At 72.1% G+C, this 14120-nt stretch carries 15 protein-coding genes; 5 read left to right on the forward strand and 10 right to left on the reverse strand.

The features are described from left to right. Positions 1-49: 49 nt before the first annotated feature. Positions 50-520: an NUDIX hydrolase gene (locus tag ABH925_RS03455; RefSeq protein WP_370145244.1), complete on the reverse strand. Its 471-nt coding sequence runs from the start codon at positions 518-520 to the stop codon at positions 50-52. Between the two features lie 207 nt (positions 521-727). Between ABH925_RS03455 and ABH925_RS03460 the strand changes: the two genes are divergently transcribed. Further along, positions 728-1252, forward strand: coding sequence for a flavoprotein (locus tag ABH925_RS03460; protein WP_370145245.1), 525 nt, complete (start codon positions 728-730; stop codon positions 1250-1252). A gap of 125 nt (positions 1253-1377) precedes the next feature. Here the strand turns inward: ABH925_RS03460 and ABH925_RS03465 are convergent, their stop codons facing one another. Together ABH925_RS03465 and ABH925_RS03470 are read right to left on the reverse strand one after the other, a co-directional pair. After that, positions 1378-3582, reverse strand: a complete 2205-nt coding sequence (locus ABH925_RS03465) for an MMPL family transporter (RefSeq protein WP_370145246.1) — start codon at positions 3580-3582, stop codon at positions 1378-1380. A gap of 222 nt (positions 3583-3804) precedes the next feature. Further along, the gene (locus tag ABH925_RS03470; protein ID WP_370145248.1) at positions 3805-4458 is read right to left on the reverse strand and encodes a TetR/AcrR family transcriptional regulator; all 654 of its coding nucleotides are present in this window, start codon (positions 4456-4458) and stop codon (positions 3805-3807) included. Between the two features lie 102 nt (positions 4459-4560). Between ABH925_RS03470 and ABH925_RS03475 the strand changes: the two genes are divergently transcribed. Further along, positions 4561-5019, forward strand: coding sequence for a cupin domain-containing protein (locus ABH925_RS03475; protein WP_370145249.1), 459 nt, complete (start codon positions 4561-4563; stop codon positions 5017-5019). Here the strand turns inward: ABH925_RS03475 and ABH925_RS03480 are convergent. Then, positions 4986-6287, reverse strand: coding sequence for a serine/threonine-protein kinase (locus ABH925_RS03480; RefSeq protein WP_370145250.1), 1302 nt, complete (start codon positions 6285-6287; stop codon positions 4986-4988). The genes ABH925_RS03475 and ABH925_RS03480 overlap by 34 nt on opposite strands. A 426-nt stretch (positions 6288-6713) precedes the next feature. On the opposite strand from ABH925_RS03480, the gene ABH925_RS03485 reads away from it, so the two are divergent. Further along, complete coding sequence (locus ABH925_RS03485; RefSeq protein ID WP_370145251.1) at positions 6714-7532, forward strand: alpha/beta fold hydrolase; 819 nt, start codon at positions 6714-6716, stop codon at positions 7530-7532. Positions 7533-7597: 65 nt separating this feature from the next. On the opposite strand, the gene ABH925_RS03490 is transcribed toward ABH925_RS03485, so the two are convergent. From ABH925_RS03490 to ABH925_RS03500, 3 genes are read right to left on the reverse strand one after another with little or no spacing between them, the layout of a single operon-like run. Further along, complete coding sequence (locus ABH925_RS03490; RefSeq protein ID WP_370145252.1) at positions 7598-8566, reverse strand: MBL fold metallo-hydrolase; 969 nt, start codon at positions 8564-8566, stop codon at positions 7598-7600. A gap of 57 nt (positions 8567-8623) precedes the next feature. Beyond that, positions 8624-9535 (reverse strand): GlxA family transcriptional regulator, encoded by a 912-nt coding sequence (locus tag ABH925_RS03495; RefSeq protein WP_370145253.1) that lies wholly within the window; start codon positions 9533-9535, stop codon positions 8624-8626. 7 nt (positions 9536-9542) lie between these two features. Beyond that, the gene (locus tag ABH925_RS03500; RefSeq protein WP_370145254.1) at positions 9543-10103 is read right to left on the reverse strand and encodes a cysteine hydrolase family protein; all 561 of its coding nucleotides are present in this window, start codon (positions 10101-10103) and stop codon (positions 9543-9545) included. 141 nt (positions 10104-10244) lie between these two features. Here ABH925_RS03500 and dapD point away from each other — a divergent pair, with 141 nt between their 5' ends. Together dapD and ABH925_RS03510 are read left to right on the forward strand one after the other, a co-directional pair. Beyond that, positions 10245-11246, forward strand: coding sequence for a 2,3,4,5-tetrahydropyridine-2,6-dicarboxylate N-succinyltransferase (dapD, locus tag ABH925_RS03505; RefSeq protein WP_370145255.1), 1002 nt, complete (start codon positions 10245-10247; stop codon positions 11244-11246). 256 nt (positions 11247-11502) lie between these two features. Continuing rightward, positions 11503-11670, forward strand: a complete 168-nt coding sequence (locus ABH925_RS03510; RefSeq protein WP_370145256.1) for a hypothetical protein — start codon at positions 11503-11505, stop codon at positions 11668-11670. A 107-nt stretch (positions 11671-11777) separates the two neighbouring features. Here the strand turns inward: ABH925_RS03510 and ABH925_RS03515 are convergent, their stop codons facing one another. The 3 genes from ABH925_RS03515 to ABH925_RS03525 all read right to left on the reverse strand — a co-directional run bounded on the left by ABH925_RS03515 (position 11778) and on the right by ABH925_RS03525 (position 14089). Next, complete coding sequence (locus ABH925_RS03515; RefSeq protein WP_370145258.1) at positions 11778-12314, reverse strand: DUF6099 family protein; 537 nt, start codon at positions 12312-12314, stop codon at positions 11778-11780. A gap of 171 nt (positions 12315-12485) precedes the next feature. Continuing rightward, the gene (locus ABH925_RS03520) at positions 12486-12845 is read right to left on the reverse strand and encodes a nucleotide pyrophosphohydrolase (RefSeq protein WP_370145259.1); all 360 of its coding nucleotides are present in this window, start codon (positions 12843-12845) and stop codon (positions 12486-12488) included. After that, positions 12842-14089 (reverse strand): AAA family ATPase, encoded by a 1248-nt coding sequence (locus ABH925_RS03525; protein ID WP_370145260.1) that lies wholly within the window; start codon positions 14087-14089, stop codon positions 12842-12844. Before ABH925_RS03525 ends, ABH925_RS03520 begins: the two co-directional genes overlap by 4 nt. Positions 14090-14120: the final 31 nt, after the last annotated feature.

Below are 14120 nucleotides of genomic sequence, written 5' to 3' on the forward strand. Positions count from 1 at the left end.
CCGGGGCCTTTCATGCGTTCCGGGGAGACCCAGCCGGCCTGAGGCCTCGTCAGCCCAAGTACGGATGCTCTCTTGCCTCTTGGAAGTGCTGGAGCCGGAGCCGCTGCGTGTGGTGCATGGGCAGGCCCACCACGTCTTCCGGGGCTACCCACCGGAGTTCGGTGGACTCATCCGAGATGGCGAGTGACCCGCCGACTACCCGCGCGGTAAAGCACACGTTGAACTGCCGCCGCACCTCCCCATCGGTGTACGCGATGATGTGCCGTGGGTCGGTGTAGGTGCCGACAAGCCCCGTGATCTCCACGTCCAGGCCCGTCTCTTCCCTGACCTCCCGGACTGCCGCGCCGGGCAGGGAGTCGTCCAGCTCCATCCCACCGCCGGGGAGCGCCCACGGCCCGCTGTCCGTCCGCCGTTGCAGGAGGATGTGCCCGGCGTCGTCCGTCACCACGGCGGAGGCTGCAACAACCATGCTGTTGGGCTTCGGGGCTTTCGGGTCGTCGTAGAACTCCGTGCGCGCCACGGGATCACCCTTCCTGTAGTGGATTCGCCGTCGCCCACACGGCATCGAAGCTCTCGGCGCAGCTTCGCAGATTCCCGCAGGTCTCCGAGGTGGAAGAACGCGCTGTGCGCGCCCTCCGAGAACGCGCCCCTCCCGCAGACCTTCACGTGACCGCTCCGGTAGGGTGCCCGAACTGAGACAGCTGTGCCGGGAGTGGGGAGCGCCGGTGTGACCGAGCAGGCCAAGCGGTTCCTGTACGTCGTCGTCTGCGCCTCCGGTGTCGCCGACGACGTCGGCAAGCTCATCCAGGCTGCCCAGGAGAGCGACTGGGAGGTCGGTGTCATCGCCACCCCCAACGCCCTGGCGCTGTTCGACGTGCCGGCCGTCGAGGCCCAGACCGGTTACCCGATCCGCTCGGCCTGGCGCACCCCTGACCAGCCCCGCCCGCTGCCGCCCGCCGACGCCATCGCGGTCGCGCCGGCCACGCTCAACACGATCACCAAGTGGGCCAGCGGGCACGCCGACACCCTGGCTCTGGCGATCCTCACCGAGGCCTACGGACTCGGCATTCCCACCGTCGCGCTGCCCTACATCAACTCCGCCCAGGCCGCCCACCCGGCCTACACCCGCAGCCGTGAACAACTCGTCGCCATGGGCGTCCAATTCGGGAGCTACAAGCCACACCCACCCCAAGCGAGCGGAGGACGCGACCACTACCGCTGGACCGAAGCCCTCGACCTCCTGCAACGCTGATGCGCCAGGCAGCAGGGCCACGGCCCGCCTTGCTGCTCCCGAGGCCGATACGCCAACGAGGGGCGGGCTGACCTTGACCTCGTGCATGAAAGTATCGCCGGACGCGGGTGATCGGCCGCGCTGATTCACCGGCCGCTGCGGCCGGACGTCACGTCTTCCACCGGGGCCAGGCGGTGCTGGAGTTTCTCGCCCTCGATGTCCGGGTCGGGGACGTATTTGGCGAACCACTGCGGGTGGTACCAGAGCTTCGCGCGGACCATCGCCATCACCGCGGGGACCAGGGTCAGCCGTACCACGAAGGCGTCGAGGAACACCCCGGCGGCGAAACTGAAGCCGATCGCCTTGATGGTGGGGTCCTTGCTGAACATGAACGCCACGAAGATCGAGAACATGATCAGCGCGGCGGCCGTGACCACCCGCGCGGCCTGCCCGGTGCCGCGTTCGACCGCTCCCCGGGCATCGTTCGTCCTGGTGTAGTCCTCCTTGATCCGGGAGACCACGAAGACCTCGTAGTCGCTGGAGAGGCCGAAGATGATCGCCAGCATGATGATCGGCAGGAAGCTGATCGTCTCGGCCTTGGTGATGCCGAAGACCTGCTGGCCCCAGCCCCACTGGAAGAGCGCTACCTGCATGCCGAACGCGGCGGACACCGACAGCAGGAAGCCGATGATCGACTTGATCGGCACCAGGATCGTCCGGAACGCGAACGTCAGCAGGATGAAGGCCAGGCCGACCACCGCCACCAGGAACACCGGCAGGGCTGCGGACAGCTTCGCGGACACGTCGATGTTCGAGGCCGTGATGCCGCCGATGAGCACCTTCGCCCCGGTGGTGCCCTCGATCACGGCCCGGTTGTCACGCAGGCGGTTGACCAGGTCGGCGGTGGCCGGGTCGCTCGGGCCGGTCGTCGGGACGACCCGGATGACGGCGACGCCGTTCGTCACGGCCGCCGGCGTGGCCGCCTTGACGCCCGGCACCTTGGCGAGCGCGGTCGCCAGGTCCTGGGCCGTGGCCGGCGAGGTGACACCGTCCGCCACGACCTGCAGCGGGCCGTTGAAGCCCGGACCGAAGGCCGCGGTCGTCAGGTCGTAGGCCCTGCGGGAGGTGTCGGAGGTCGGCTTGGAGGAGCCGCTGGGCAGGCCCAGAACCACGGACAGGGCCGGAACCGCAAGAAGCAGCAGCAGCGCGACACCGCCGATGAGAGTGGGCACCCGGTAGCGGACGACAAAGCGCGCCCAGGCCGCGCCGAAGGTCCGGTGCGGCTCGGTGGCCGCCGTCATCGCGACGTCCTCGTGGTGGCCCCGACGCAGCGGCGAGTCGATGAAGCGGGTGACCTTCCTCCCCGCGAAGCCGAGCACGGCCGGGAGCAGGGTCAGCGAGATCAGCAGCGCGATGCCCACGGCGGCGGCCGCCGCCAGTCCCATGACGGTGAGGAAGGGGATGCCGACGACGGACAGGCCGCAGAGCGCGATGATCACGGTCAGGCCGGCGAAGACCACCGAGCCGCCGGCCGTCCCGGCGGCCAGACCCACCGACTCCTCCAGTTCCCGGCCCTGGAGCAGGTTGTTGCGGTGCCGGGACAGGATGAACAGGCCGTAGTCGATGCCGCAGGACAGGCCGAGCATCAGGGCGACGGTCGTCGAGGCCGAGGCGATGGTGACGACCGAGGCGATGGCGGTGACCCCGGTCAGGGTGATGACCACACCGATGACCGCGATCAGGATCGGCAGCCCGGCGGCCACGAAGGCCCCGAAGGTGATCAGGAGGATGACGAAGGCGACGACCAGGCCGATGAGCTCCGGGAGCTCCGAGGGGGCGAGCCGCCATCCCGGATAGACGCTGCCGGAGTACTCGACCTGGACTCCGGCGGCCTTGGCCGGGGTGACAGCGGCCTGGACCGCGTTCAGTGTCGCGTCCTTGACGTCCGCCGGAGCCGCGGTGAACTGCACCTGGCCGAGCGCGACCTGGCCGTTCGGGGAGACCGCGTTCGCCTGGAACGGGCTGCTGGCCGAGGCCACCTGCGGGACCTCGGCCAGGTTCGCCACCGCGGCCTCGATGCCGGCCATCGGCCCGGGGTCGGTGACCCTGACGGCGCCGTGGGTGGCGAAGACGACCTGCGTCTGGCCGCCGGCCAGGGCCGGGAGCTTCGCCTTGAGCAGGTCGGCGGTCTGCTGCGACTCGGTGCCGGGAATGGTGAAGTTGTCGTTGGTCTTGCCACCGCTGGCGACCGAGAGGACGACTGTGGCGACCGCCGCGACCAGCCACAGACCGAGGACCAGGCGACGGCGGCGGAACGCCCACGTGGCAAGGCTGAACAGATAGGTGGACACGGGGTCTCCCGGGGCCGCAGGGGGCAGGCCGTCACCCGATGACGATGCGCCCGCGGAACCGGCGCCATTGGGTCCACTCTCGGCTCGACCCCGTCCCGCTGCCCGCGCGGAGGGCCATTCGGGTCGCACGTACCCGCATGGCGCCGACGTCACCGCAGGGGTGCCGACGCGGCGTCAGCGAGGCATGGCGTCAGTGATGCACGGCGTCAGCGATCCACGGCGTCAGTGATCCACGGCGGTGCGCGCGGCCGTTTCGGCCTGAGCCTGTACGGCGGCCCGGGTGAGGGTGGTCGCGGTGTGCACCGCGCTGGCGACGGCGGCGTCGGCGTCCATCCCGCACAGGTCGGTCAGGGTGAACAGGGCCTCGGCGCTGACGACCACGACGAGGTCGTTCTTCAACCGCGCCAGAGCGGCCGGGTCGGTGGCCCCGAGGGTGTCCGCCAACGGGGCGAGGGCGTGGTCGATCAGGCCGAGGCGCAGAGCGGGGCGGGCGCCGACGGCCGCGGGGCGGGTGATGGTGGCGGCGATCATGGCCCGGGTCGCGCCCTGGTAGGTCAGGACCAGGCGCAGCAGGTGCTCGGTCGCGGCGGCCACGCGTTCGACCGGGTCGCGGGAGTCGGCGACGGAGGCCAGCGCCTCCTCGGGGGTGGGCCACTGCCCGGCCATGGCCTCCTTCAACAGGCTGGCCAGGTCCGGGAAGTAGCGGTAGGCCGTGGCCTCGGACACCAGGGCGACCCTGGCGACATCGGGCATGGCCACCTCACCCCCGGTGCGCATCAGTTCGACGGCGGCCCCCAGGATCGCGGCGCGGGTGCGCAGCTTCTGGTTGGTACGGCCGGTCGTGGTCTGCGGTGTCATCGGTGCGCCCTTCTGCATGCGGCCAGGATAGCAAGTCAACCCTGATTATGAGAGAGCACTTGCACGATGCCGTGCGGCAGCCTACAGTCGCGAAAGTCAACTCTCGCAAAGGAGCAGGCCATGACCGACGTCTCGATCGTCCCCCCGAACGGTGGCGAGGTGATCGAACTGGGGCCCGCCCGGATCCGCATCCTGGAGGACGGCGCCACCACCGCGCACCGGCTCGGGATCGGCGAGATCACGCTCGCCCCGCACACCGCCGGGCCGCCCCAGCACCGCCACGCCCAGCACGACGAGGGCTTCTACGTGGTCTCCGGCACAGCCAGGTTCACCGTCGGAGACACCGACTACGACGCTCCCGCCGGCACCCTGGTGATGGTTCCCCCCGGCGTCCCGCACACCTTCGCCAACCCCGGCGACCAGCCCATGGTCATGGTCAACACCTTCACCCCGGATCTCTATGTGCAGTACTTCCGGGACCTGCGCGACACGATCGCCGACGGCCAGGGCATGACCCCGCAGACGGTCACCGAGGTGATGAGCCGCTACGCCACCACCGCCGCCACCGACTTCGCCTGACCGCCTCCCGAGTCGCCGTTGGAGGAGAGAGCATTGACGGCGATGAGGGCAGCCACCACGGCGACGATCAGAAGCACCGCGAACAGGGTGTACTTGAGGTCATTGCCCGCCGAAGGTTCCTGGCCGGTCACCGGCGACGACGACGGCCCGTCGGCGACGGGTTCGCCGGCCCGCAGGGCCAGGGTCGAGTCGCCCCCGGTCATCGCGTACTGCGGTACGCGAGGGTCCGGCGGCGGCGTGTCGCGGGGATCGGGCTCGCGGTGCGTCAGCGGATGCGGCATCGACGTGCGGGGCGGCTCGCCCTGCCCCGGCTCGCCCTGCCCCGGGGCGGCCTGCGCCGGTGGCTGCTGCGCACCCGGGACGGGCAGCACCGTTTCCAGGTTGAGCAGTTCGACCATCCGGCGGCTGAGCTGTGCCATCAGCGGCTCGGCCAGCCAGCCCTGGCGGATCAACGTGGAGGCGCCCCCGGGTGCCAGTCGCGCGGCTATCTGCTGCGGGCTGGGACGGGCGGCCGGATCCTTGGCCAGGCAGGCTTCGGCGAGGGTCCGCAACTCGCCGTGCATGGAGCCCAGTTCCGGCTCCCCGTGGGCCACCTTGTAGAGCAGGGCGGCTGCACTGTCCGCGACGAACGGCCCTCGCCCGGTCACCGCGTAGACCAGCACCGTGCCCAGCTGGAAGACGTCCGACGCGGCGCCCAGCCGGAGGCCCTGGACCTGCTCGGGCGACATGTAGCCGGGCGACCCGACCACCACGCCGGTACTGGTGAGGCCCACGCTGGTGACGTCCATGGCCCGGGCGATGCCGAAGTCGATCAGCACCGGGCCGTCCGGCGACAGCATCACATTGGACGGCTTGATGTCACGGTGGATCAGCCCGCGTCCGTGCACGGCCGCCAACGCCTCCGCCAGACCTGCGGCCAGCACCCGCGCCCCGTGCTCCGACAGCGCTCCGAAATCCGCGACCGCGTCCGACAGCGCCGGACCCGCCACGTAGCCGGTGGCCACCCAGGGCGAGAGCGATTCGGTGTCCGCGTCCAGCACCGGTGCGGTCCAGGCCCCGCCCACCGTGCGCGCGGCCGCGACCTCGCGCCGGAACCGGTCCCTGAACTCGACGTCGGACGCCAGTTCGGCGCGCACCGTCTTCACCGCGACGGTGCGCCCGCCGGGGCTGCGCCCCAGATAGACCCGGCCCATTCCGCCGGCACCCAGCCGCCCCAGCAATCGGTACGAGCCGATCGCCGCAGGGTCCCCTGTCTCCAACGGTTGCACGCGCGCCGTCCCTTCCCCCATGCAGCCCGACGCCACAACACCAACTCAGAGGTGCGGAGCGTGCGTTCCCCGTGTCGACAGTCCCGGCAGCCCGGCGGCGCGCCGGTCCTGCGGACGGCGGTGGACGACCTGCCGTCCACCGCGTTGGACACGATCATCGCCATGCCGCGATGCGCGCACAAGTCGGCAGGCGGTGCTCCCCTTCCCCCGGGATCACGAGGCGAGTCAACTCTCTCCATGAGAGTTCACTTGCATAGACCGAGCGGGCCGCCTACAGTAATGACAGTTGGCTCTCACAAAGCGAGCCGACCACGATCTGGGTGCAGCCCCGCCGGAGACGGCCACGGGTCGCCCGGCCGCCACCGATCCAACTCATCGATCCAACTCATCGATCCAACCCACCGATCCAATGAGGGAATCTTCACCATGACTGTCTCCGCCCCCGCCAGCACGACCCGCACCATCAGCCTCCGCGACGGCCTGACCGTCACGGTCCAGGAGTTCGGCGAGAACAGCGACGGCACCGGTGTGCTGATGCTGCACGGAGGCGCCGGACCGCGTTCGATGGCCGGTTTCGCCGCCGGCATGTCCCAGCACGCGTACGTGGTCGTCCCGACCCACCCCGGATTCGACGGCACGCCCCGCCCGGAGTGGGCGGACAGCGTGGCCGACCTGGCCTCGGCCTACCTGGACCTGCTCGACGAGCTCGGCCTGGACGGTGTGATGGTGGCCGGGAGCTCGGTCGGCGGCTGGATCGCCGCCGAGATGGGACTGCGCGACAACCGCGGCCGGATCAGCGCCCTGGTCCTGCTCGGCTCCACCGGCATCACCCCCGAGCCCCCGCTGGAGATCGCGAACCCCGCGAACCTCGGACCGGTCAGGACCGGCGAACTGGCCTTCCACAACCCGGACCTGCGCCTCAACCCGGCCACGCTGAGCGAGGAGCAGAAGGCCGGGATGGCCGCCAACCAGCGGACCCTGGCGGTCTACGCGGGCGACCCGTTCTGCCACGACCCGAAGCTGCGCGGCCGGCTGCACCGGGTCACCGTCCCGGTGCTGGTGCTCGCCGGCGAGCAGGACGGGATCGTGCCGCTGGAGTACGAGCGCGCCCTGGCCGACGCCTTCCCCCGCGGCACCTTCCGGCCTGTCCCGGAGGCCGGGCACTTCCCGCACATCGAGCAGCCCGGGACGGTCTTCGGGGCCATCGGCGACTTCGTCGACACCGAGGTCAAGCCCGAAGGCTGACCAGGACCGGCTCCGCTCGGCGGCCGGGGCCCGGGTGGGCGACCACTTCCCGGGCCCCGGCCGCGTCAGCGGCCACCACTGCGGCGCAGCCGGTCGCGGAGCCGGCCGGTGATCGCGCGGACCAGCTGTCTGCCCTGCTCGACGTGGCAGGGCCCGTTCCAGATGACGAACGTGTCGCCGCGGTGCACTCCGGGGCGGCCGACGGCCGCGCGCGCGGCGTCCCGCACGGCGACGAGCTGGTCCGTCGTCAGCTGCAGCGGCGGCTCGTCCGGCTGGTAGACGGAGCCTGTCGGGTAGTCACGGCCGGGAGTACGGGTCATCTCGATGTGACAGCCGAGCACCCTGGTCACGGTACGGGCTCCGGCGAACTCGACCAGCCGGTCCAGGCTGGTCACGAAGGCCGGGAAGTCGGTGGTGTAGAGCCGGCCGGGGTAGACGGTGTCGCCGGTGAGCAGGAAGCCGGACCAGGGGTCGTAGACGGCGATCGAGGAGTCCTCGTGGCCCGGAATACCGGTGAGCTCCAGGACCCGGCCGCCGAGGTCGAAGCCGACCACCTCCTCGGGCCAGGTCCTGAAACCGTAGAACTCCGCGACCGAGGCCGCGTCGACGCCGACCACGGTGGTCCCGGGCCGGTCGGCGAACTGCGGGTCGCCGGCGATGTGGTCGCCGTGGCCGTGGGTGTGCGCGACGACGAGCCGGTAGTCGGTGCGCGGGTGCTCGACCAGCCAGTCCGCGACGATGCCGTCCACGGTCCGGCGCAGCGGGAACCGCTCCGGGTCCGCCGTGGCGCCGGTGTCCAGCAGCAGCGCCCGCTCGTTCCCCAGGAAGAGGAAGACGAACGGCCCCTCGTAGTTCACGGACTGGCTCTGCCGCAGCAGGAAGGTGTGCCGGTCGTGCGCGTGCACCTGGATCGGCGGGTCGCTGCTGTGCCGCCGCGACGGTGAGCCATGGATCCACGCGGGTTCGTCCGCCCCGGCGACCGGCGCGGCGGTGACGAAGTCGATCAGACCGTTCTCCCTGCCGGCAGGTTCCATGTCAGCAGAGTAGGCCTCGCCGCAACCACCGGCCGACACCCGCCGGACAGCCGGGCGTCAGGTGCGGGCGCGGAGGCGGCGCAGCATCCGCGGGTCCTCGAAACCGACGGTGTGCGCGGCGCGTTCGACCGTCGCCCCGTGGGCGATCAGGTGTTCGGCGCGCTCCAGCCGCAGGGTCTGCTGGTAGCGCAGCGGTGTGAGTCCGGTGGCACGGGTGAACATCCGGGTCAGGGTGCGGTCGCTGACGCCGACACGGGTGGCGAGTTCGGCCAGCGGGAGCCGCGAGTCGTAGTGGTCGTCGATCAGGTCCTGGGCGCGGTGGACCGTGTCGTCGAGGTGCGAGCGGTACCTGAACATCGCGCTCTGCTGCGGCTCATGACCGTTTCTGCGGGCGTAGACGACCATGTCGCGGGCGACCCTGGCAGCCGCCGCGGGCCCGTGCGCGGTGGCGACCAGGTGCAGCGCCAGGTCGATGCCGCTGGCGATACCGGCGGAGGTGACCACCCGGTCGTCCTCGGTGAACAGCACGTCGCGGACCACAGTGGCCCGGGGGTGGTTCCGGGCGAGATCGTCCTGGAGGTCGTGGTGGGTGGTGCAGCGCCGGCCGTCGAGCAGTCCGGCCCGGCCCAGGGCCTCCGCCCCGGCGCAGACGCTGGCGACGGTGCCGCCCGCGGCGTGGTGCTCCCGGAGCCGGCGCACCGGCTCCGGGCCGATCAGACCGGGGGGCATGGCGGCCGGACCGTCGACGCGCCAGCCGGGGACCAGGATCAGGTCACCGACTGCCAGGTCCGGCCATTCCGTCCCGGCCTGCAGCACGGCGCCCTGGGCGCTGGGGACCAGTTGCCGCTCGGCGACATAGCCCAGGGTGTAGGGATAGCCGTGGTCGGCGGCGCTGGAGAAGACCTGTGCGGGCCCGGCGAGATCGAGCAGATGCACGCCGGGCACGAGCAGGAAGAGCACATGGGTCATGGTGCGGTCATCGTGCCGCATCCGCTGCCGCACGCTCCAGTTCGTCGACCGTGGCGATGGTCGCGAAGCGGTCGGCCAGGGCGAAGACGGTGCGCTGGACGATCTCGTCGGAGCTGAGCGTCACCCCGCCGCGGGTGATCGGGTTCGTGGCGGTGGCGTCCGGGACGAAGGTGACCTGGTAGCCGAGGTCACTGCCGACCCGGGTGGTGGTCTCCACGCACTGCTCGGTGCGGATCCCGCAGACCGTCAGCTCGCGAATGCCGCGCTCGGTGAGCTGCTGCTGCAGGTTGGTGCTGGTGAAGGCGTTGTGCGAGGTCTTGAGGACGAGCGGCTCGTCGTCGTGGCGATCCAGCTCGTCCATCAGCCGGACATGGCCCAGGGCCGGGTCGAAGACATCGCCGCTGCCGGGCTCGCTGTGCAGCACCCAGACGACGAGATCCCCGGCCTCACGTGCGAGCCGGACCAGTCGGCCGACCGGCTCGGCGATCTTCGGGTTGTTGATCAGCTCCCACTCGGAGCGGGCACGGAAGGACTCCTGGACATCGATGACAATCAGTGCTCGGGTCATGTCCATCAGTCTGGCCTGGGCGGATGACGGATCGAAAGGCCCGATCGGGTCCGGAGGCGGACCGATCCGGTCATCCACCGCGCACTGTCCGCCCACCGGTACGGTTCGGCGGCCGGGGGCAGGATTCGTTACCGTGCAGGGGTGACGAACGAGACTGCCTCCTCCTCTGCCCTCTCCGACCGCGGCGCTGTCGCGGCCGGACTTGCCACCATCGCCGCCGACGGCACCGTGCTGGACACCTGGTTCCCGGCGCCGTCCCTGGCCGCCGCGCCCGGCCCGACCGGCACGGTACGGCTGTCCGCCGACGAGGCCGTCGCCGCGCTCGGCGCGGGCGCAGCCGCCGCGCTGCGCACGGACGCCCGGCGCGGCGTGGAGGTCGTGGCGGTGCGCACCGTGATCGCGTCGCTGGACGAGAAGCCGCTGGACGCCCACGACGCCTATCTGCGCCTGCACCTGCTCAGCCACCGCCTGGTGCAGCCGCACGGACAGAACCTGGACGGCCTCTTCGGCCTGCTCGCCAACGTCGCCTGGACCAGCATCGGCCCGGTGCCGGTGGACGGCGTCGAGGCAGCGCGGCTGGCGGTGCGCGCGGAGGGCGGCCAGCTGGCCGTCTACGGCATCGACAAGTTCCCCCGGATGACCGACTACGTCGCGCCGAGCGGGGTGCGCATCGCGCACGCCGACCGGGTCCGCCTGGGTGCGCACCTCGCCGTGGGCACCACGGTGATGCACGAGGGCTTCGTCAACTTCAACGCCGGTACCCTCGGCACCTCGATGGTCGAGGGCCGGATCTCGGCCGGAGTGGTGGTCGGCGACCACAGCGACATCGGCGGCGGCTCCTCGATCATGGGCACCCTGTCCGGCGGCGGCAAGCAGGTCGTCTCGGTGGGCGAGCGCTGCCTGCTGGGCGCGAACGCGGGGATCGGGATCTCGCTGGGCAACGACTGCGTGGTCGAGGCCGGCCTCTACGTGACCGCCGGTACCCGGGTCACCCTCCCGGACGGCAAGGTCGCCAAGGCGGTGGACCTGTCCGGGCAGGACAACCTGCTGTTCCGGCGCAACTCGCAGAGTGGCGCGGTCGAGGTCATCGCCCGCTCCGGCTCCTGGGGCGGCCTCAACGCCGAGCTGCACACCCACAACTGACCCCCGCACAACTGATCCCCGGTCGCAGCTGGAGGGCCTGTGGGACCGCGCCGCCGCGCGGGACCGCAGGCCTGCGCGCGGCTGCGCGCCTCCCGCCACGGTGTGAGCCGACGGCGTGGGCCGAGCGGCGCGACCGGCGGTGCCGTCCCCCGTGGGTGTGACGCACGGTGACCAGGCGCCGTCCCTGGTCGTTGGGCGCTCGGGACCGGCACAGTCCGCCGCCCCGTCCGCAGCACCCAGGAGGGGCGCACCCACCATGTCCGAGGCACCAGTCGCACCACAGAACCTGCTGGCCCAGATGGAGCAACTGCTCGCGGCGCTGAGCGCCGACATCGTGCAGCTGGACGCCGAGCTGCAGGCGCCGCCTCCGCATGGCCCGCAGTCCGACCCGGGCGCGGAGCCGCAGCAGCGGTCCGAGCAGTAGGAGCAGGAACAGGAGCAGGCGCACCGGGAGCAGGAGCAGGGCCGAGAGCAGGCGCCCGGGCAGGGCCGGGAGCGGGAGCGGCGTGGGAGGCCGCGCCGGGAGGCCGCTCACAGCTCGCCCCCGCAGTCCGCGGGCTGCGGGCTGGGCGCCTCCCAGCGCAGCGCCACGGTCCGGCCCGGGTCGAGTGCCCGGAGCAGCTCGGTCGTCAGGTCCTGGCACTCCGCCACGGCGTCCACCGAGTCGATGCAGCGCCAGTAGAGCTCCTGCTCGACCGCGCCACAGGCGAGGACGATCAACGCCTCGGCGGTCTCGTGGATGAGCAGCCGCAGCTCCCGCACCGTGGTGGCGAGGTCCCCGGTCTCGCCGAGCCGCTCGGCGCGACTGGGGCCGGCCCAGTCCTCAGGTGGCGGTGGGCCGACACAGGCGGCGGCGTGTTCGGCGGCCTCACCGAGGGCCCGGGCGATCTCGGCGGGGCCGCAGCCGCTGCCCTGCAGCAGCGCCGCCTGGGTCAGCTCCACCGCCGCCACCGCCGCCACGGCCTCCGTCAACACGCAGGCCTGCCATGCCTCGACCAGGGCCGGAGGGATGCTCCGCGCCTCGGCGAGGGCGTTCCTGTTCACCTTGATCAGCCGCTGTGCGTCCATGCCGCCACTCCCCTTTCCACACCCGTCTCTCCTGACGGACGTTCCGTCAGGGGACCAGCGTGGCCCGGGACGGCGACCGGGAAGCGCGATCGGCGACCGCCTGGGGACAACTCCGGGGGTGGGGAAAACTCCGTCACCCGCCCGGGTGAGACCAGGGGTCGGGGGCGTCGCTCAGACCCCGTCCAGCGGCGGCGTGCGGCCCACCGGGAAGCGCAGCTCATTGCGCTCGATCTTGGCCGCCAGCGCCGCCAGCGGATCGACCCCGACCGCTGTGCAGAACTGCAGCAGATAGGCCAGCACGTCGGCGACCTCGTCCTCGACCCGGTGCGCCCGCTCCGGCTCCCGCATCACCGCGGCCGCCTGCTCCGGCGTCAGCCACTGGAAGATCTCCAGCAGTTCCGACGCCTCCACGCTCAGCGCCGCGACCAGGTTCTTCGGTGTGTGGTACGGCCCCCAGTCGCGGGCCACCGCGAAGTCCAGCAGCCGCCGTTGCAGTTCGGCGACGTCCAGCGGGCGTTCCTGATCGCTCATACGCCCATTGTGTCGGACTCCAGCACGCTGCACCCGGTCGCCGGGTCGCGCCGGCAGCGCAGCGCCAGCGCCCCCTCCTTGGCCGCCGCGACCGGAACCTCCCGCGCCGTCGCCAGCAGCCGTACATGGCCGCGCGCCACCACCTCCCCGGCGACCCTGAGCAGTTCTCCGACCTGTTCGTCCCCCAGGCCCGCGTCCAGATCCTCAGCCAGCACGGTGAGCAGCCGCTCCGGATCGGGCACCTCGGCCGCCGATTCCATCTGGAGCACCCCAGGGCCGGTCAGCAGCACCGTGGTGAAGGCGAGTTGCCGCAGCAGCCCGCTGCTCAGCAGGTCCGCGGTGCCCTCGTCCAGGGCCGCGATCACCCGCTCCACGCCGTCCCGGGACTCCCGCAGCACCCGCAGCTCGCGCACCGGATAGGGGCTCGCGGCCCGCATGCTGCGCACCAGCACGCCGTACCTGATCCGGCACTCGCCCTGGATCCGGGCGACGACGGCCGAGAGGTTCTGGGCCGAGGTCCGCAGCCGGGAGTCGTCCGCGGCCGGCACCCAGCCGCGCATCAGCGCGGGCACCGGATCGACCGGGAACACCTCGCGCAGCGCGGTCAGCACCGCCTCGGCGCCGGCCAGCACCCGCCGTTCGGCCGGGTTGGCGCCCGCCACCCGCAGCGGCAGCTGCGCGGTCAGCAGTGCGGTGGCCGACAGCGGGGCCCGGATGTCACCCTGGCGTCCATCACTGTGCCAGAGCGCGTTGATCCGGCTCCGGGCCGGGTCCTCGGCACCGGTGGCGAGCAGCACCCGGGGTGCGCCGCCGTCCGGCGACTGCTCGGTGAGCCGTTCGGCGACGATCCTCGGCCCGCCGTCCACCCGGACCGCGACCTCCAGCCGTACCGTGCCGCCGCCCGGTGCCGCCACCGCGCAGCCCAGCCGGAACCCCTGCTGGCCGTGCGGGACGCAGCCGGCCAGGCCGCCGCGCACCCCCGCCAGCGCGTCCGGCAGCTCGGCGCCCCCGGCCAGTCCGGACAGTGCCGCCAGCCCGTCCAGGGCGTTGGACTTGCCCGCTCCGGACGCACCGTGCAGCAGTGTGATGGGGGCCAGCGGCAGCACCGATCCGGCGTAGGACTTGAACGCGCCGAGCCTCAGCTCGCAGACCGTCGCCCGCGGCGGACCACCGCCCGGCCTGCCGGCGGGGCTGCCGGCCGAGGCGGCGGGCGGGTTGCTGGGGCGCGCGGTGGGCTGGCTCACCCCGGCGACGCTAACGCAGCTCCACCCACGC

Origin of the sequence: Streptacidiphilus sp. EB129, from assembly GCF_041262645.1 — a bacterium.
Classification (GTDB): domain Bacteria; phylum Actinomycetota; class Actinomycetes; order Streptomycetales; family Streptomycetaceae; genus Streptacidiphilus.

What these genes read in the sequence shown, in the direction of transcription:
- ABH925_RS03470 (WP_370145248.1), bottom strand. Translation starts at nt 4,458, where the DNA reads ATGCAGAAGGGCGCACCGATGACACCGCAGACCACGACCGGCCGTACC.
- ABH925_RS03475 (WP_370145249.1), top strand. Translation starts at nt 4,561, where the DNA reads ATGACCGACGTCTCGATCGTCCCCCCGAACGGTGGCGAGGTGATCGAA.
- ABH925_RS03485 (WP_370145251.1), top strand. Translation starts at nt 6,714, where the DNA reads ATGACTGTCTCCGCCCCCGCCAGCACGACCCGCACCATCAGCCTCCGC.
- ABH925_RS03490 (WP_370145252.1), bottom strand. Translation starts at nt 8,566, where the DNA reads ATGGAACCTGCCGGCAGGGAGAACGGTCTGATCGACTTCGTCACCGCC.
- ABH925_RS03495 (WP_370145253.1), bottom strand. Translation starts at nt 9,535, where the DNA reads ATGACCCATGTGCTCTTCCTGCTCGTGCCCGGCGTGCATCTGCTCGAT.
- ABH925_RS03500 (WP_370145254.1), bottom strand. Translation starts at nt 10,103, where the DNA reads ATGACCCGAGCACTGATTGTCATCGATGTCCAGGAGTCCTTCCGTGCC.
- ABH925_RS03510 (WP_370145256.1), top strand. Translation starts at nt 11,503, where the DNA reads ATGTCCGAGGCACCAGTCGCACCACAGAACCTGCTGGCCCAGATGGAG.
- ABH925_RS03515 (WP_370145258.1), bottom strand. Translation starts at nt 12,314, where the DNA reads ATGGACGCACAGCGGCTGATCAAGGTGAACAGGAACGCCCTCGCCGAG.
- ABH925_RS03520 (WP_370145259.1), bottom strand. Translation starts at nt 12,845, where the DNA reads ATGAGCGATCAGGAACGCCCGCTGGACGTCGCCGAACTGCAACGGCGG.